The sequence below is a fragment of the Hyphomonas sp. KY3 genome (assembly GCF_017309975.1).
Taxonomy (GTDB): domain Bacteria; phylum Pseudomonadota; class Alphaproteobacteria; order Caulobacterales; family Hyphomonadaceae; genus Hyphomonas.
In genome coordinates this window covers 2,125,426-2,142,376 of record NZ_CP022271.1, presented here as the reverse complement: position 1 = coordinate 2,142,376, position 16,951 = coordinate 2,125,426, and the positions used below count along the sequence as shown (strand labels likewise).

The window sequence follows — 16,951 nt, the reverse complement described above, 5'->3', positions numbered from 1 at the left end:
ACCGGCCATCGTAGCGTAATCAACAGGCCCGCCGGCGCACAGCCTGGCGGGCCTTTTTTCAAAACCTTTCGGACACGCCCATGCGCTTTCGCCCCTATCCCGTTTTGACGCTGTTTACGGTGGTATCGCTTGCGATCCTCGTCATGCTGGGGAACTGGCAATATGGTCGGTTCAGCGCAAAGATGGCATTGGATGAAACAGAGCCAAACTGGGTGAGCCTGGACGGTCGGGTCGTGCCGGGCAGTGAAGCCATGGTCTATGCCTATGCCGACGGCGCATCGTCATGGCGACGCGTAGTGGCGATTGATGAAGGCGAACGAGTCATCTTTACGACCATCGAACTTCTCTATCAGGTGGAGCCACCAACGCCATGTCAGGGGCCCGAATGCGGGACCAATCTGAATTTCTCGGCGCGTGGCATCTACAAGACCCCAGGCAGCCGCAATGCCTTCGCGAGCCCCGATGCGCCGGAGGCAGGTGTTTTCTACGCCTACAGTATTGATGATCTCGCAGATCTTTTGCCGGCGGATGTCGCCGAGCGCGTGGTGCCGGAAGCATTCGAGCCCCAGACATTGCGGCTGATTGAAAATGGTCGCGCAATGGCAGGGCCAAATCCGTTTGCGCGATTGCGCATGGATGATGATCTGCCGCCACAGCGGCATTTCGGATACGCGATCACATGGTGGGGGCTCGCCATGGCGCTGTTGGGTGTGTATCTGGCCTTCCATTATCAAAAGGGCCGGTTGCGGTTTCGCAGAAGGAACGGGGAATGAAGTATATTTCCACTCGGGGGCAGTCAGAGCCCGTTGATTTCATCGGTGCATGCCTTGCGGGACTGGCGCCGGATGGCGGCCTCTACATCCCCGAATCCTATCCTGCCATCGCGCCAGCCAAACCCGGAGAACCCTATTCCCAGGTCGCCGCGCGGGTCATTTCGGCCTTTGCGGGCGATACGCTGACGCAGGAAGAAGTACTGGGCCTGTGCGAACGCGCCTATGCCACCTTTGCTCACCAATCGGTGACACCGCTGACCCAGTCAGGTCCGAGCAGCTGGCTCCTGGAACTGCATCACGGCCCGACCCTCGCCTTCAAGGATGTCGCCATGCAGCTGATTGGTCAGCTGTATGATCTTGTGCTCGGCAAAACAGGACGGCGTATGACGATCATGTGCGCGACCTCTGGAGATACAGGCGGCGCAGCCGCGGCGGCCTTCGCGGGTGCCAAGCATGCCGATCTCGTGATCTTGCACCCATTCGAACGTGTCTCTCCCATCCAGCGTCTGTTCATGACGACAACCGGTGCGGACAATGTTCTCAACCTCGCCCTTGATACCGACTTTGACGAGTGCCAGACGATTGTGAAATCGTTGTTCGCAGACCGCGATTTTGTTGATCGCGTCAGCCTATCGGGCGTGAACTCGATCAACTGGGCGCGCATCGCAGCCCAGATGGTATACTATGCCACTTCGCAAGCTGCCCTTGCAGGCCAGCAAATCCGCTTTGTTGTCCCAAGTGGAAATATGGGTGACGCCCTGGCTGGATACGTAGCGGCGCGTTGCGGACTGTTGCCGGGCGGCTTGGATATTGTTTGCGCGGTGAACGAAAACGATGCGCTTATGCGGTTGTTCAATTCTGGCGTCATGTCCAAACGACCGACTGTGGCGACGCCAAGCCCGGCCATGGATATCTCCATCCCGTCCAATTTTGAGCGGATCCTGTTCGAGCTGTCGGGTCGCGACAGCGATGCGGTGCGCAGCGTCTATGAGCGGTTCAAACAGGCGGGTGAAGCGGAGTTGCCCGAGACTGCAACGGGTCGACTGGGCTGTTCAGGCATTCGTGTGCAAAGTGTCAGCAATGCAGACACGATGGAAGAGATGCGCCAGTTCGAATCCGATACAGGCTGGCTGATCTGTCCTCACACCGCCGTCGGCACGCGCGTCGCCCGCCTCGCACCCGATTCGGACGTCGCCACGGTTGTCCTTGCCACGGCATCACCCGCCAAGTTCCCGGAAACGGTACTTGAAGCGACAGGGCGCGAGGCGAAATTGCCAGATTTTGCCACAGGCGTGATGTCCAATGAAGAAGTGTTCGAACGGGTAGAGCCGACCCTCGGTGTTGTGCGCTCGCGCGTGGAACGATTGGCCGACTAGGTCATGGCCGCGCACCGCAAGGACACGGTCATTGTTTCAACCCGCCTGGTCATCGAGCCTGCGCGCAAGAAGGATTTTGAGGATTGGTCCGGCCTGCGCAAGCGTAGCCGTAAGCATCTGCAACCCTGGGAGCCGACATGGCCAAAGGATGCAAACTCCCGCGCAGATTGGGCGCGTCGGTTGCAAGCCTGGAAGAATGGGTGGAAGTCCGGTCGCGCTTACGTGTTCATGATCCGGCGATTGAAGGACGGAAAGCTTGTCGGTGGAATATCCTTGACCAATGTCCGTGGCTGGCCCGCCAACAGTGCCAGTCTTGGTTACTGGCTTGGACAGGATCATCAGGGTCAGGGACTGATGCAGGAAGGCGTAGGCGCGGTCTGCGACTGGGCGTTCCGGGAATTACATCTTTATCGCGTCGAGGCCGGAATTCTGGCATCAAACCTGCGTTCCCGCAAAGTCTTGGAAACAAACGGCTTTCGGGAAGAAGGACATGCTAAAGAATATCTCGAGATCGCGGGCGTACGCCGCGACCATGTCCTTTTCGCACTCGTCAGGCCCAGTGCTTCGCGATAGGTTGCACGAGATGATGTCAGATCAGTCGACCCAGCCTCAAGGTAGTTGGCACTGGAATGCCGCCAGCAGGCATCTCCTGATTGAGGCGCCAAAGGGTAGTGATCATTCTGATCTGGCCGGACAATGGTCTATCGATGCCATTGAGCAGATGTTCGAGGGGCTTAGCCGAGGGCGACTGGCGCAGGCATTCAGCACGTCAGACGGACCCGTTCGTTGCGATTTGAGACTGTCCAGCGGGGCCGATATTCATCTGGTCGGCGCTTTCATCAGTGAAGAAGACGCGCACGGCATGCTGTTGGCCGGGAACGAGTTTGCGGAGATTGATCCGTCTGACTTGCAGCCCGGTCCCGATCTCTACCCAGTTTTCCAGCCCATTATCTCACTTGGCAGCGGGCATATTGCCGGTTTTGAAGCGCTGGCCCGATGGGATGATGGTGAAGTTCGCAATCCACCGAGCCGGTACGAGGATGAAGCCCTCGCGTCCAACATGTTGATACGCTCTGCCGAGACGCTTTCAAAGTTACGGGAGTCTTCCGGCAGATCCGATCTTTTCATGCACGTGAATCTGACGGCACGGGATTTGTCGCGCAGCACGCTGCCAGCGCTCGTAGAGGCGCTGATGCAAGGATACGACTTGCCAGAGAAGGCAATCCGCATCGAATTGACGGAACAAGCTGCACTCCGCGACGAAAGCCACGCGCTTGCGGCTGTCATGGCCTTGAAGGCCGTGGGGGCGGGATTGGTGCTGGATGATTTTGGGACGGGTCATTCGTCTTTCGCCTGGTTGGCGGATTTTCCAGCTGACAGTCTGAAAGTGGACCACGGGCTCACGCGCCGTCTGGGCCAGCACCGCACCGACACGATACTGGGCACGCTAACCTTGCTGGCGGCGCGACTGGACATGACCACAACGGCGGAAGGCGTTGAACACAAGGACGATGCAGCAAAGCTGCGCAGTCTGGGCTTTGACTACGCTCAAGGCTTTGCTTTTGCGCGTCCGATGGAGGAAGCCGCAGCCATTGCCTTTCTGATCAATTGATCAGGCGTTTCCAGGCAGTATCTGCAATCGACCGCTGTCTATACCCAGATGGCCAAGTGCGGCTTCCCATTTAGCCTCATGGCTTTCGCCGAATACCAGTTCCGTATCGGGTTCGCCAATCAACCAGGCATTCTCGGCCAACTCGTATTCTAGCTGACCAGCACCCCAGCCTGAATAACCCAGCGCGAGAACGGAGCGCTTTGGCGCGTCCCGAGTTCCTATGGCGTGCAAGATGTCGCGGGTTGCCGTCATGCAGAAAGTACCGTCGATCTCGAGCGTAGCACCCTCGCTGATGATGTCATCAGTGTGAAGAACAAAGCCGCGATCACTGCTCACCGGCCCTCCGTCGAGCACCAGATCTTCCGAAACGTCAATTTCCACTGGGACATCAAGCTGTTCAAGTAATTGCGGCAAGGTCAGCCCGACCATTGGTTTGTTGAGTACAATTCCCATGGCGAATTCGGGAGAGTGGGCGCAGACCAGAATAATTGAGCGCGCGAAACGCGGATCGCCGATACCGGGAAGGGCGATAAGTAGTTTGCCTGTGAGGTCGGCGTCCATCTGGTGACCCTTTCTAGGATGATGCTGGGCGAATTGTATCGCTTTGGCAAGGTGTGGTGCGCTTGTCGTGGAGGCGTTGGCGTCCTATCTGGGCAACACAGCATCAAGGAGACCAGCTGATGAGCATCAAAGTCGGAGACAAGCTTCCGGAAGCCACATTCATGGAAATGACGGCAGACGGCCCACAGCCTCGCACAACCGAACAAGTGTTTGGCGGCAAGACGATCGCCCTGTTTGCGGTACCCGGCGCGTACACCCCAACTTGTTCCGCACGCCACCTGCCGGGCTTCGTCGACAAGTCCGGAGATTTGAAATCCAAGGGCGTGGACGAAATCGTCTGTACCTCGGTGAATGATGTGTTCGTCATGGGCGCCTGGGGTAAGGATGCCGGTGCAGGAGAGACCGTGCGCATGCTGGCTGACGGTAACGGCGCCTTTGCCAAGGCCCTTGGCCTGGAAATGGATGCAAGCGGTTTTGGTATGGGACAGCGTTCGCAGCGTTATTCCATGATCGTCAAGGATGGCGCGGTTGCCGAACTCAACGTGGAAGACGGCGGCGAGTTCAAGGTTTCCAGCGCGGACTACATGCTAAACCAGCTCTAAATCAGACAAGGTTTCTTAAGTAACTTATGAGAAGAACGGCGTGTCTGGTGGGGCTGGGCGCGCCGTTTTTCGTCAAAAATTTATTGAAAAACGGAAAACCTCTCCCACATTAATTCTGAGTAACAGAAGGAGAGGAATACATGGATCCGTTTTTTGCTGTGGTCGTTCTGGTGGCCGTCGTAGGCCTGATTGGCCTGACATCTGCGTTCAAGTTCGTGCCTCAAGGCTACAATTACACGGTGGAGCGGTTTGGACGCTACACCCGCACACTCAATCCGGGCATGTCGATCATCACACCCTTTCTGGAGCGGGTGGGCCGGAAGATGAACATGATGGAAACCGTGCTCGATGTGCCGCAGCAGGAAGTCATAACCAAAGACAACGCGATGGTGTCGTGCGATGCGGTTGTGTTCATCCAGGTGGTTGATGCAGTGGCGGCGGCATATGAGGTCAACAACCTCAACCACGCCATCACGAACCTCTCCCTTACCAATATCCGTACTGTTGTCGGCTCAATGGATCTTGATGAAGTCCTGTCCAACCGGGATGACATCAATGCGCGCCTTCTGACTGTTATCGATGCGGCGACCAATCCGTGGGGCGTGAAGGTCACCCGAATTGAGATTGCCGACCTGAGCCCGCCAGCCGATATTACCGAAGCCATGGCGCGCCAGATGAAGGCCGAGCGCCTGAAGCGGGCGGAAATCCTGACCGCTGAAGGCGATAAACAGTCGGCTATCCTGAAGGCTGAAGGCCAAAAGCAGGCGCAAATCCTCGAAGCCGAGGGACGCCGGGAAGCTGCCTTTCGCGATGCTGAAGCTCGCGAGCGCGAGGCTGAAGCCGAAGCCAAGGCCACAGCGATGGTGTCCGAAGCAATTGCGCGGGGCGACGTCAATGCGGTCAACTACTTCCTTGGTCAGGCTTATGTCGAAGCGTTCGCAAAACTGGCGGAGTCGGATCAGCAGCGGACGGTTATCATCCCGGCTGAATTCTCGAGCCTCATCGGAACACTTGAGGGCATCAAGGGGCTGACCGGCAATAAGGGAGATTAATCCAATGGAACAAGTCTTCTCTGAACTCACATTCTGGCACTGGCTGGCCTTGGGGCTGATCCTTTTCGGGATCGAGATGATGAGCGGGACATTCGACCTGCTCATGGTTTCCATAGCCGCCTGGCTGACGGGCGCTTTCACCTATTTTGCCCCAGATTCATTGTCGGGCTGGCAGGGTCAGATGATCGTATTCGGCATGGCCGCAACCGTGCTGGTCATCCTTGGACGCACGGTGCTGTCCGGGATTCGAAAAACGTCTCCTGAGCATCCGACGCTCAATCGACGCATGGCTTCCCTGGTCGGCCAGCGAGGGCTTGCAATGGGTGACTTCATTTCCGGGACCGGGCAGGTTCGGATAGGTGATACCGTGTGGCGGGCCGAAGCGGTGGAGGGCGAGTTGGTACGAACCGGCGACACTGTAGTGGTCGAAGGTGCCAAGATGACGACCGCGATTGTGCGTCGCGTAATGTCATAGTTGATAGCTGAAAATAAAACGGAAAAGGCCAGCTCAATCGAGCTGGCCTTTTTATTCAATTGGGTTCTGAAATGATCAGGAAGCGGACGTCGAAATTCCGTATGCCGATGGGCCGGAAGACGCGACAGGCTTGGATTCATTGGCGGCCGCCGCTGCTTTAGGTGAGGTGTCCTTCAGCGGATCATCCGCATGTTTGACCTGACCTTCGAATACGGCGTTCGACTGGATCTGGAGCGACGAATGAACGATGTCGCCTTTGACGTGGGCACCGGTTTCGAGTTCAACCTTACGCGCTCGGATGGAGCCTTTGATGCGGCCTTTGACGCGTACAACTTCGGCTTTCACTTCGCCGGTTATGTGGCCACTGGCACCAATCGTAATGTCTGTCGCGGCGACATCACCATCGACAGTGCCGTCGATTTGGAGGGCGCCTTCAGAAGAGACCGAGCCATTGATCTTCATGTCGGCGCAGATGATGGAAGCTGCACGGGCGGCAGGCTTGGAAGACGCGCCGCGGATCGCATCCTGCGCGGGCGCCGTCTTCATGGGTTCTGGTGGGGTAGGGGTGTCATTGGATTTGCTATTCTTCGTGAACATGACGGCCTGCTTTCAAAAACTTTACTGGATCATATGCTTTACCGTTGAAAAACACCTCAAAGTGAAGGTGATATCCGGTACTTCTTCCGGTCGTGCCCATCTTCCCCACGAGATCGCCCACTTCGACCGTATCGCCCTTTGATACAGTAATCGAGCGGAGGTGACCATAGCGCGACTTGAAGCCGTATCCATGATCCACTTCGACCACGCGTCCATACCCTGACCGTGCGCCTGCGAAGCTGACGGTGCCCGGCCCGGACGCCACGATCGGCGCCCCACCATAGGCAGCGACATCAATTCCGTTATGCCAACGCGGTCTCTTGATGAAAGGATCTACCCGAATGCCATAAGGGCTGGTGTACCGGAAGGGCACGCCAACCGGGGCACCAAGGGGCAGGCTTTCAACAATCTGTTCGTAATACTGCATCTCGGCGACGCGAGCCTGGGTCTCGGTCAGTCGGTTGTAGAAGCTGGCGTCCTGCGCCGACAGCGTCTCGCCGCCAGCCGTCAGGTTTGCCATCGAGACAAGCGGACCGCCCATCTCTGCGCTTTCCATGATGCGGTCGCTGCCAATCGTGGTCAGCTGGATCACGCTGCGCGCGCGTTCAGCGCGCTCAATGGCGAGGTCTTCCGCCTCGTCGAGCATGCGTTCCTGATTGTATTTTAGGTTCTTGACGCTGACGCGATTGCCTCGCGTGTCGAGTGTGGCCGTCATGCGGAAACTGTCACGAGACTGACGGTCGTCGGCTTCTTCGATAGACGCCTGAACCAGCAGGTCCGCGCCATCGCCTGTAAGGGCCGAAACATCGAGCGTTTCATCGCCCTTCAGCTGCTCAAACAAATCCTCGAGCGCTTTCTGGCGGTCTTCCCATTCGGCCGTTTCGCGCTGAAAGGCATCTGTGCGCTCTTCCAGCAGTGAACGCGACAGCGCATCCTTGGCGCGAAGCTCCTGAACCCAGCGCTCATACTTGGCGAGTTCGCGATCATCGGAGCTGCCGGTAAGCGTGCCGGTTGAGCCGCCAAGGGCGAAGGTGCCGGTCAGAAAAATTGTCCATCCAGCAAGCGCCGTGGCGCCGAGGGCGCAAATTGCCTGTTGCCATGGAGAAATGGAAATGTACCGGACGGTACCGCCGCTCCGGTGATATATTTGTCGTTCAGGAAATGCACGATCGAACGTCGCCTTGAGGTTCGCACTCCATTTCGCCATTAACGCCACCCGTCGACTGGAATCACACACCGCCTACTGCAATCACACCTACAGCAAGTTCCCAAACCCGTAGAAATATAAATACCGAAATCACTAAGGGACGGAACCCCTTGCGAGCATAATTCCTGAAAATATTCCCCCATTAGGGTAAATCTCTCGTTAATACTCGTTTTTAGGGGCTTAAACCTTGTCCTGGCTCGTTTTTGTTCCGTCCGGCAGGTGGCTCAACACATCCTCTGCGTGGCCTTTCACCCGGACTTTTTTCCAAGATTTAATGATTGAACCGTCCGGTCCGATCAGAAAGGTCTGTCTGGCGATGCCCATATAGGTCTTTCCATACATGTTTTTCTCGATCCAGGTGCCGTACACCTCCGTGGTTTCGCCCGACTCATCGCTGGCAAGAATCACTTTGAGGTCGTGCTTGGCCGAGAACTTTTCGTGTTTGGAAAGCGGATCGCGCGAAACGCCGACGACTTTGGCATTCCGGTCTGCGAATGCGTCGATCAACGCCGAAAAGTCTTTCGCTTCGTTCGTGCAACCGGGTGTGTCGTCCTTGGGGTAGAAGTAAAGAACCAGATAGCTGCCCGAGAAGTCCTTGAGTTCGATCTGCCCGGTCGTGGAGGGCATTGAGAAATCCGGAGCCTTTTCACCGTCTTGCAGTACTTTCGCCATGTATTCCTCCTATGGTGCGGTCAGCTTGGTGTGCATATATCGCCATAGAACGCAATTTTTAGACGTAGATTTTCGGAGTCCCTAATTTGGTCCGCCAGAGAGCCTCACTTGTAATTCTTGAAATACTCGGCGGACTTATCCTGGTTGTTCTGGTTCTGGCGGGGTTGCTCGTCTTCCGTTTGTCCAGTGGGCCGATCGAATTGGAGATGTTCCGAGACGATATCGAGCAGGGCCTGACCAATTCGCGCAATGGCAGACCGGTAACTGTCGGCGATGTGTTTCTGGAATGGTCGTCGGAAGACAAGCGCGTTCTTGTCACCGGAAATGACATCAAGATGCTGGATAGTGAAGGTAATGTGGCTGCGGAGGCCGAGCGTGCCCGCATCGTGCTGTCCAGCTCCGCGCTCGTAATGGGTGATGTGGAGGTCCTTGGGCTCGACCTGGTCGATGGCTGGATCAATGTTGCTCAAGCTGACGATGGCATTTGGCACATCGCGGGCGATCCACTGCCTGAAATTCCGGTCGGTGAAATGCCACAAAATCCGAGCGAATGGCTGGAACGGATAAACGCCGTACTTCCCCAAATTCTTGTGGTGCTACAAGAAGAGAAGGCTGACATCAGTCTCGAGCGCTTGTCCTACGAGGACTTTGAAATGCGCGTCTTCGCTTCTGACAGATCGCCTCTGTTTACCTTGACGGAGTCGAAAGGGCTGCTCTCCGTCACGGAAGACGGAGTAGATTTGTCCATGTCCGGCAGTGGCGTGGGGGCCGGTTTGCCGGCTGGGTTGGCGCTGGACATTGATACGAGCGATTTGGGCAGCCGTATGCAAGCCTCTCTCGCCGTCGCTCAATGGTCTCTTGCGGACCTTGCTGCGAGGCTGGGTACCGACAGCGAATTCCTGTCCGGTGTGCCAGCAGACATTACCGTTGAGTTTGACACGTCCAGCGCAGCGGGCGTCGAGAAGATTGTGGTGAAGGCCAACCTTGCTGAGGGCAAACTACCGTTCGGTGAGAGCGGCATGAATGTGACGGATCTCGATCTCGAGATGACCTATGCGGCGACGGGCGATGAATTGCTCATCTCAGGGAACTCACTACGATTTGGCCCGTTCGCTGGTTCAGCAGACTTAACACTTCAAAACGCGCTGAAAGGGACCGGACCACGCCCATTCAAACTGCGAAGCAATGCTGCGACGCTTGATTTCACACCATCCTTTGCAGAGCCACTTGGTTTGCGCGATCTCCGCGCTGATGGAGAAGTGAATTTTCCGGATCGCAGCTTAAAAGACACCCGGATTTCGTTCGTATCCAATGACGCACAGTTCCAGTTCATCACTGATATCGCGATGACCCCAGATCGTGAGAAGAATGAATCTCCGATTATCGGAGCCATCGAGCTGGAAACTGAGGGAACAGTCACGAAGGACACCGTGCTGGCCTTTTGGCCCGTATCGCTGGGCACGGGAGCGCGATCCTTTACGGCCAAACGGATCAGCAATACGGACGTAGACAATTTACGTGCGCAGATGACGCTTCAACGCGATAGTTTCGCGGAAGGTTATCTGAGGGATGAAGACCTGAACCTTACCTTCGATATCAACTCGGCGGACGTTAAGTTTCTCGATGACTTGCCCGCCGCCCGGAATGCCGTCGGCAAGGGGCGCCTGACGGGCAACAGTTTCAGGGTAACTGTTGACCAGGGCGACTATGGTGGTTGGGACATTGACGAGGCCCTGATAGACTTTCCAGCCTTCAATCCGAAAGGGGAGGATTTCCGCGTATTTGCAAAGGGGCATGGCCCTGCAGCAAACGTTATCACGACGTTGAATGAATCCCGGCTCGATCTAGGCTTTGATGAGGAGCGTTTAAGTGGCGATGCCGAGGCGACATTCGAGTTGTTCCGACCGGCACTCGATAATGTCCCAGACGAAGCGGTTCGCTACACGGCAATCGGTCGGCTGACCAATGGTGGCCTCAAGCGCGCCGCGCTCGGCCTGAATCTGGCAAACGCTACGGCTGACATCAAGGTTGACCAAGATGGTATGACCATTACCGGCTTGGGTGATCTTGGTCCGTCACCTGTCCAGTTCAGTTGGCGCGACGGTTTCAAGGATGGTGAGGCTCCGTCGGCGCTGTCGGCACAAGCGGTTATCACGCCGGATGTGTTGAATCGGTTCGGCCTTCCGGGGAGGGCGTACTTGACTGGCGAAGTACCCACAGAAGTTCAGGCGACCGTTGAAGGTGAGGATGTGTCGGTTGCAAACGTTGTAATGGATCTGACCAATGCCCGTCTCGACCTGTCCGAAATCGGCTGGGTAAAGACCGCAGGCAAGGAGGGGAAGGTGACCGTCCTGTATGAGCGCGCCGAAGAGGGCTTCTCCTCCGACGTACTCTTTACCAGCGAAGAAGCTTATCTGGATGGAAAGTTTACACTGGGGGGAGATTCCCGTTTGGTCTCGGCGGATCTGAGGCGGGCCTTTCTCGCAGACACTGCAGACGTGAACGGACAGATTTCGCGAGGTCCGAATGGCAATTTGCAAGTTGCGTTGACCGGCAGCTATCTTGATCTGTCGGGCGCATTACCAGGCATCGGTGCGCTGGGCGACGCGAATGACAGCAATGGTACGCCGCTGAGCGTCAGGGCCGACGTCGACACACTTACCCTTGGCGCTGGCCTTTATGTGCGAAACGCAGACGTCACGTGGCGGTCAACAGTGAACGGAATGCAGAAGCTCTCAGCGACCGGAAACACGGATGACGGGTCAGCCTTCAATATCGATTTGGATGGCTCGTCTCCGGAGGGCACGGCGATCAAAGTTGTCAGCAGCGATGCCGGCTTCATTACCAGCGCATTTCTCGATCTCGACTTCATCGAAGGAGGGAGGCTGGACATAGATGGCACGCTTGCGCGCGATGGAGCGCCGTCTCGGTTCAACATTGTTGTGACGGACGGGCGGTTGCACAATGCCCCGTTCCTGACTCAAATTCTCTCTCTCGCCTCTCTTCGTGGACTTGCAGATACGTTGGGAGGTGACGGCGTTCTGTTCTCGCGGATCGACATTCCATTGACCGTGGCGGGGGATCGTTACGTTGTGACTGGCGGGAAAGCGCAGGGCCCGGCGCTAGGCCTGACCGCCAACGGCTATCTTGGCGCCGACAGCGAGATCAGTGTCGATGGCGTGCTGGTACCAAGTTTCGGCATGAATTCAGCCCTTGGGGGCATTCCGATTATTGGGGACCTTGTGGTGGGCCGGGATGGTGAGGGCATCTTCTCGTTGACCTATAGCATCCGCGGCAGTCTCGAAAAGGCGAACGTGTCGGTCAATCCTCTGTCTGCTCTCGCCCCGGGTGTCATCCGACGGATATTTGAAAACCCGTCGGATACGGATATTCCGGAGGCTAAAGCGCGACCGGAAGATGAGCCTATCCCGTCCGAGCTGCCACCGATCCCCGAAGAGGAATTCTAGATTGCCTTGACCAGCGCATGGCGCTTCTTGCCGGCGGACAGTTTGATTGTCCCGTCTACAAGGTCGTCCGCTGACAGGGATGCATTTTGATCTGATACCGGAGTATCATTCACCTTTGCTGCGCCTTGCTTGATCAAGCGGCGCGCGGCGCCGTTGGATTCTGTGAGACCCGCCGCTGTGAATGCGGCGGCTATGAGCATGCCACCATCAAGATCGGATGTTGCGATTTCAACAGTTGGCAGCGCGTCAGCTTGGCCGCCCGCAGCAAATACTGCGGCTGCTGCAGCTTCCGACTCTTTCGCGGCCGCTTCGCCATGCAACAGCTTCGTGGCCTCATTGGCCAGAACGACCTTCGCCGTATTGATCTCCGCGCCCTCAAGCGCTTCAAGACGGGCAATCTCGTCGAGCGGTAGCTCTGTGAACAGCCGCATGAATCGTCCGACATCGGCGTCTTCTGTGTTGCGCCAGAATTGCCAGTACTCATAGGGGCTCTTGCGGTCCGCGTTCAGCCAGACTGCACCATCTGCGGTCTTGCCCATCTTGCCGCCGGACGCGGTTGTGATGAGGTGAGCCGTAATTCCGTATGCGTCGCCACTGGCGGCCTTGTGAACCAGGTCCACGCCACCAACGATATTGCCCCATTGGTCTGATCCGCCAATCTGCATCCGGCAGTCCAGCCGGCGGTAGAGTTCGAGGAAGTCGTAGGATTGCATGAGGAGATAATTGAATTCGAGGAAGGTGTAGGGCTGCTCTGCCGCAAGGCGCCGGGCGACCGTGTCCTGTTTTACCATTGTATTGATGGTGAAGTGCACGCCAACTTCGCGCAACATTTCGAGGTAGCCAAGCTTGCCGAGCCAGTCGTCATTGTTGACCATGATCGCATCGATCGGCCCGTCGCCGAAGGTCAGGAAGGGCTGGAAGGCCTTCTTGATGCCTTCCATGTTGGCCGCGATCTGCTCGTCGGTCAGCAAGGGGCGCGACTTTTCCTTGTCGGTCGGGTCGCCCACCTTGGTCGTGCCACCGCCCATCAGCACGATGGGTTTACCGCCGCTCTTCTGGAGGTGGCGAAGCATCATGATCTGTAAGAGCGAGCCGACATGCAGGCTGTCAGCCGTCGCATCAAAGCCGATATAGCCAGTCGGAATCCCCTTGGCGCAATAGGCATCCACCTCTGCCGGATGGGTGACCTGTTTCAGGTAACCGCGCTCTGACAGGGTTTTCAGGAATTCTGACTTGTATTCGCTCATCTTCTCGTGTCTCCGTGAAGCTGCCGCGCGTAACATGGAAAACTGATATCTTGAACTCTGTGAGTGAAAAATCTGAACCGTATTGGGTGGCGGGCTTCATGTCTGGCACGTCGCTGGACGCCGTTGACGCAGCGCTGATACTGACTGATGGCGAAAAGGTTCTGGAATTCGGAGCGACTGCGGAGCGTAAATACGCACCTGAAGAGCGCGCCGCACTGCAGCGCGCCACCGATGCTGCACGCGCGTGGAATTGGGTTGGCCCTCAGCCGGACGGTGTTTTCAATGCGGCGTGTTCGGTTGTTACCCGCACCCATTTTGAGACATGGGAGCAGTTGCTCGCGACTTGGACGGGGCCTGCGCCCCGTCTTGCGGGTGTCCACGGTCAGACCGTGTTGCATCGCGCACCCAAGGGAAATCAGGCCGGGGCGACCCTCCAGCTGATCGACGGCCCCGCTATGCAGGCTGCGCTCGGTGTCGCGCTCGCTTATGACTTTCGGTCTGATGATGTGGCCGCCGGCGGGCAGGGCGCACCCCTTGCACCCGCGTATCATGCCGCACTGCTAGAGCGCCTCGGCGGCGACGCGGCATGCGTTCTCAATCTTGGCGGTGTTGCGAACATTACCGCTCGTATGAGCAGTGGCTCCCTCGTCGCGTTTGACACAGGCCCGGCGAACGGACCCATCGATGAATGGATTGAGGGACATGGCCTGGGGACTCATGATGAGGGCGGTCGTTTTGCTGGGGCTGGCCGCGTGCATGATGGCTTACTTGTTCAGCTCCTGGATCATGATTGGTTTGACCAACCGCCGCCAAAATCTCTGGACCGATACGACTTCAACGCCAGTATGGTGCGCGGTCTATCCGTCGAGGACGGCGCGGCTACGCTGACCGAGTTTACGGCGCGCGCCGTCGCGATTGGTCTTTCCCAGCTGCCGGAATATCCAGCGCGCCTGATCGTGTGCGGTGGCGGCAGGCACAATCCTGTCCTTATGGCTGCGTTGGCACGCGCGGCTGGGTGCGAAGTGCATTCGGCAGAAGCGGTTGGTTGGCGGGGAGATTCGATCGAGGCGGAGGCATTTGCCTTCCTCGCCGCGCGCACTGCGCGCGGATTGCCGATCAGTTGGCCATCGACCACTGGTGTTCCCGCCCCGATGCGGGGCGGGAAGCTGATTTTCTAGTCTTCCTCGGCTTCGAGGCGGAGCTTTTCTTCTGCGGCGGCAAGGCGCTGTAGCAGGTAATCTTCGCAGAGCCCGATCAGTTCGTCGCGCTTGTCCTGATAGAAGTGGTTCGCACCTTTGACCGTCGTGCGGTCGATCTGTTCGCCCTTCTGAACGCGCACTTTGGTCAGCGCACGCTCAACATCTTCAGGCGATGAGATCGAATCGGAATCGCCGGATACAATCAGGCCGGATGCCGGACATGGTGCCAGGAAGGAAAGGTCATAGTGGTTGGCCGGGGGAGAGATGGCGAGGAAGCCGTCAATCTCCGGGCGGCGCATCAGCAACTGTAACGTGATCCACGCCCCGAAGCTGTAGCCGGCACACCAGACAAAACGCGGGCTCTCTGCGAGGTTTTCGACATAGTCCAGAACGAAGGCGGCATCTTCGAGTTCACCAATGCCCTGATCATACTGACCCTGGCTGCGGCCTACGCCACGCGAATTGTAGCGCAGCACGCCGAACCCATGACGCTCGAACATTTGATACAGCATGATGGAGATAGGATCCTGCATCGTGCCGCCCGCTTTCGGGTGAGGATGGAGGATTAGCGCAATCGGCGCGCCGGGAAGCGGCGGCTCGGTGTAACGGGCTTCGATGCGGCCCTGAGGGCCCGGAATGATGAGTTCTGCCATGTTATACTCGCTGGTCTCGGGGGAAGGGCGCGGTCATAAGCCATTTGAACTGCGAAATGCAAATTTTTCTACACCTGCAAAAATGCCCGGAAGCGAGTATATCCAGCTACATGATATATGCCGATCACAATGCGACCTCGCCATTAAGGCCTGAAGCGCGTCATGCCATGCTGGATGTGTGGGATATGGGCGCGACGAATCCATCGTCCGTTCACACGTCAGGCCGGGCCGCGCGCGGCGTACTCGAGCGGGCCCGGACCGCCATTGGCGGCGCGATCGGTAGCCGGGCAGAAGACATCATCCTGACAGGTGGTGGCACCGAAGCAGACAATCTGGCGATTCATGGCGTGGTCGCGGCGCTGGACGGAAACTGCACTTTCCTTGTTTCAGCGATCGAGCACGAGGCAATCACCAAGGCTGCGGCGCATTCCGGCGCCCGGGTCCAGACGGCCTATGTGACACCAGACGGGACTCTGGACCTGGACCAGCTACAGGCTCAACTGGCGGACTGGGATCACGACAAATTCAGCACGCCGGTGCTCTGCCTGATGCTCGCCAATAATGAGACCGGCGTGATCCAGCCAGTGGGAGAAGCTGCTCGTATCGTGCGCGAGGCAGGCGGTCTGACGATTTGCGATGCGGTGCAGGGGCTCGGTAAGAGTTCGGTCAATGTCGGCCTGCTCGGCGTCGACTATCTCAGCCTGTCGGCGCACAAGATTGGCGGCCCGCAGGGCGCAGGCGCGCTGTGGCACCGGGCGGGTGCGCCGCTGAAGGCCGTGACCCATGGCGGCGGGCAGGAGCGTGGATTGCGGTCCGGCACTGAGAATGTTGCTGCGCAAGCGGGCTTTGGCGCGGCGGTGGAGGCTGCCGTGAGAGATCTGCCGAAATATGCTATGCTGTCTTCGTATCGAAACGATATGGAAGCGCGATTGGAGCGCGAAGCAGGCGTGACGATTATGGGCAAGACCGCCGAGCGGCTGGCTGGGACATCGAACTTCGCCAAGCCCGGCTTTGCGGCGGAAACACAGGTCATGGCGATGGATCTGGCAGGTGTGTGCATTTCGGCCGGATCTGCATGTTCGTCTGGCAAGGTGAAGCGCTCGCTCGTATTGCTGGCGATGGGCGCATCTGACGCCCTTGCGGAATCGGCAATCCGCACCAGCTTTGGATGGAACAGCACACCGGAGGATTTCACCGGTGTGGCAGATGCCTGGCTCGACGCAGCCCGGCGGACGGTATTGAAGGAAACGGCCTGATGGTCTCACTCAAACGACACGCTCTTCCCTTTGGCATACTGGCTTGCGCAGTAGGCTTGTCCGGCTGCGCGATGATCAAGCCGATCGGCAAATTCACTCTTGGTAGCGCCGCACACCGCGATTGTGCGGAGGCTCGTTCGGTTGACGCGCGCAGCATGTGCCATCGCGGGCTTGAGGAACCGAACCGGCCGTATGATGCGGG

Annotated in this window: 16 protein-coding genes; 10 read left to right on the top strand and 6 right to left on the bottom strand. The window is 57.8% G+C overall.

The genetic code is table 11. The features are described 5' to 3' along the window. The first annotated feature begins 80 nt into the window (after positions 1 to 80). From CFA77_RS10545 to CFA77_RS10530, 4 genes are read left to right on the top strand one after another with little or no spacing between them, the layout of a single operon-like run. On the top strand, positions 81 to 773 hold the full coding sequence (locus CFA77_RS10545) for an SURF1 family cytochrome oxidase biogenesis protein (RefSeq protein WP_206990653.1): 693 nt from the start codon (positions 81 to 83) through the stop codon (positions 771 to 773). Continuing rightward, complete coding sequence (gene thrC / locus CFA77_RS10540; protein WP_206990652.1) at positions 770 to 2,149, top strand: threonine synthase; 1,380 nt, start codon at positions 770 to 772, stop codon at positions 2,147 to 2,149. The genes CFA77_RS10545 and thrC overlap by 4 nt, the downstream gene beginning before the upstream one ends. 3 nt (positions 2,150 to 2,152) lie before the next feature. Beyond that, positions 2,153 to 2,722, top strand: coding sequence for a GNAT family N-acetyltransferase (locus CFA77_RS10535; RefSeq protein WP_206990651.1), 570 nt, complete (start codon positions 2,153 to 2,155; stop codon positions 2,720 to 2,722). Between the two features lie 10 nt (positions 2,723 to 2,732). Then, positions 2,733 to 3,761: an EAL domain-containing protein gene (locus CFA77_RS10530; protein ID WP_206990650.1), complete on the top strand. Its 1,029-nt coding sequence runs from the start codon at positions 2,733 to 2,735 to the stop codon at positions 3,759 to 3,761. Here the strand turns inward: CFA77_RS10530 and CFA77_RS10525 are convergent, their stop codons facing one another. Next, entirely contained in the window at positions 3,762 to 4,322 is a 561-nt protein-coding gene (locus CFA77_RS10525; RefSeq protein WP_206990649.1) for a YqgE/AlgH family protein, read from the bottom strand. 119 nt (positions 4,323 to 4,441) lie between these two features. Here CFA77_RS10525 and CFA77_RS10520 point away from each other — a divergent pair, with 119 nt between their 5' ends. From CFA77_RS10520 to CFA77_RS10510, 3 genes are all read left to right on the top strand, one after another. Next, positions 4,442 to 4,924 carry a peroxiredoxin gene (locus tag CFA77_RS10520; protein ID WP_034815591.1) on the top strand — a complete coding sequence of 161 codons (483 nt, stop codon included), beginning with the start codon at positions 4,442 to 4,444 and terminating at the stop codon, positions 4,922 to 4,924. 140 nt (positions 4,925 to 5,064) lie between these two features. Continuing rightward, positions 5,065 to 5,976 carry an SPFH domain-containing protein gene (locus CFA77_RS10515; protein ID WP_034815589.1) on the top strand — a complete coding sequence of 304 codons (912 nt, stop codon included), beginning with the start codon at positions 5,065 to 5,067 and terminating at the stop codon, positions 5,974 to 5,976. Between the two features lie 4 nt (positions 5,977 to 5,980). Next, positions 5,981 to 6,451 (top strand): NfeD family protein, encoded by a 471-nt coding sequence (locus CFA77_RS10510; RefSeq protein WP_206990648.1) that lies wholly within the window; start codon positions 5,981 to 5,983, stop codon positions 6,449 to 6,451. A gap of 75 nt (positions 6,452 to 6,526) precedes the next feature. On the opposite strand, the gene CFA77_RS10505 is transcribed toward CFA77_RS10510, so the two are convergent. The 3 genes from CFA77_RS10505 to CFA77_RS10495 form a co-directional block, all read right to left on the bottom strand. Continuing rightward, positions 6,527 to 7,048, bottom strand: a complete 522-nt coding sequence (locus tag CFA77_RS10505; RefSeq protein ID WP_034815584.1) for a polymer-forming cytoskeletal protein — start codon at positions 7,046 to 7,048, stop codon at positions 6,527 to 6,529. Further along, a complete protein-coding gene (locus CFA77_RS10500) occupies positions 7,032 to 8,255 on the bottom strand; it encodes a peptidoglycan DD-metalloendopeptidase family protein (protein WP_034815582.1) in 1,224 nt (407 codons plus the stop codon). Before CFA77_RS10500 ends, CFA77_RS10505 begins: the two co-directional genes overlap by 17 nt. A gap of 180 nt (positions 8,256 to 8,435) precedes the next feature. Next, a complete protein-coding gene (locus CFA77_RS10495) occupies positions 8,436 to 8,927 on the bottom strand; it encodes a peroxiredoxin (protein ID WP_206990647.1) in 492 nt (163 codons plus the stop codon). 86 nt (positions 8,928 to 9,013) lie between these two features. Between CFA77_RS10495 and CFA77_RS10490 the strand changes: the two genes are divergently transcribed. Then, positions 9,014 to 12,394 carry a DUF3971 domain-containing protein gene (locus tag CFA77_RS10490; protein WP_206990646.1) on the top strand — a complete coding sequence of 1,127 codons (3,381 nt, stop codon included), beginning with the start codon at positions 9,014 to 9,016 and terminating at the stop codon, positions 12,392 to 12,394. Here CFA77_RS10490 and tyrS read toward each other — a convergent pair. Beyond that, positions 12,391 to 13,641 (bottom strand): tyrosine--tRNA ligase, encoded by a 1,251-nt coding sequence (gene tyrS, locus CFA77_RS10485; RefSeq protein WP_206990645.1) that lies wholly within the window; start codon positions 13,639 to 13,641, stop codon positions 12,391 to 12,393. The two genes, CFA77_RS10490 and tyrS, sit on opposite strands and share 4 nt — an antisense overlap. Positions 13,642 to 13,700: 59 nt before the next feature. Here tyrS and CFA77_RS10480 point away from each other — a divergent pair, with 59 nt between their 5' ends. After that, complete coding sequence (locus CFA77_RS10480) at positions 13,701 to 14,819, top strand: anhydro-N-acetylmuramic acid kinase (RefSeq protein WP_242517317.1); 1,119 nt, start codon at positions 13,701 to 13,703, stop codon at positions 14,817 to 14,819. Here CFA77_RS10480 and CFA77_RS10475 read toward each other — a convergent pair. Beyond that, positions 14,816 to 15,493, bottom strand: a complete 678-nt coding sequence (locus tag CFA77_RS10475; protein ID WP_034815576.1) for an alpha/beta hydrolase — start codon at positions 15,491 to 15,493, stop codon at positions 14,816 to 14,818. The two genes, CFA77_RS10480 and CFA77_RS10475, sit on opposite strands and share 4 nt — an antisense overlap. Before the next feature lie 110 nt (positions 15,494 to 15,603). Between CFA77_RS10475 and CFA77_RS10470 the strand changes: the two genes are divergently transcribed. Next, a complete protein-coding gene (locus CFA77_RS10470) occupies positions 15,604 to 16,749 on the top strand; it encodes a cysteine desulfurase family protein (RefSeq protein ID WP_206990643.1) in 1,146 nt (381 codons plus the stop codon). The last annotated feature ends 202 nt before the right edge of the window (positions 16,750 to 16,951 follow it).

Bases quoted from the DNA above. Each gene is read 5' to 3' on its own strand.
- CFA77_RS10545 (WP_206990653.1), top strand. From the start codon at position 81: ATGCGCTTTCGCCCCTATCCCGTTTTGACGCTGTTTACGGTGGTATCG.
- thrC (WP_206990652.1), top strand. From the start codon at position 770: ATGAAGTATATTTCCACTCGGGGGCAGTCAGAGCCCGTTGATTTCATC.
- CFA77_RS10535 (WP_206990651.1), top strand. From the start codon at position 2,153: ATGGCCGCGCACCGCAAGGACACGGTCATTGTTTCAACCCGCCTGGTC.
- CFA77_RS10530 (WP_206990650.1), top strand. From the start codon at position 2,733: ATGATGTCAGATCAGTCGACCCAGCCTCAAGGTAGTTGGCACTGGAAT.
- CFA77_RS10525 (WP_206990649.1), bottom strand. From the start codon at position 4,322: ATGGACGCCGACCTCACAGGCAAACTACTTATCGCCCTTCCCGGTATC.
- CFA77_RS10520 (WP_034815591.1), top strand. From the start codon at position 4,442: ATGAGCATCAAAGTCGGAGACAAGCTTCCGGAAGCCACATTCATGGAA.
- CFA77_RS10515 (WP_034815589.1), top strand. From the start codon at position 5,065: ATGGATCCGTTTTTTGCTGTGGTCGTTCTGGTGGCCGTCGTAGGCCTG.
- CFA77_RS10510 (WP_206990648.1), top strand. From the start codon at position 5,981: ATGGAACAAGTCTTCTCTGAACTCACATTCTGGCACTGGCTGGCCTTG.
- CFA77_RS10505 (WP_034815584.1), bottom strand. From the start codon at position 7,048: ATGTTCACGAAGAATAGCAAATCCAATGACACCCCTACCCCACCAGAA.
- CFA77_RS10500 (WP_034815582.1), bottom strand. From the start codon at position 8,255: ATGGCGAAATGGAGTGCGAACCTCAAGGCGACGTTCGATCGTGCATTT.
- CFA77_RS10495 (WP_206990647.1), bottom strand. From the start codon at position 8,927: ATGGCGAAAGTACTGCAAGACGGTGAAAAGGCTCCGGATTTCTCAATG.
- tyrS (WP_206990645.1), bottom strand. From the start codon at position 13,641: ATGAGCGAATACAAGTCAGAATTCCTGAAAACCCTGTCAGAGCGCGGT.
- CFA77_RS10475 (WP_034815576.1), bottom strand. From the start codon at position 15,493: ATGGCAGAACTCATCATTCCGGGCCCTCAGGGCCGCATCGAAGCCCGT.
- CFA77_RS10470 (WP_206990643.1), top strand. From the start codon at position 15,604: ATGATATATGCCGATCACAATGCGACCTCGCCATTAAGGCCTGAAGCG.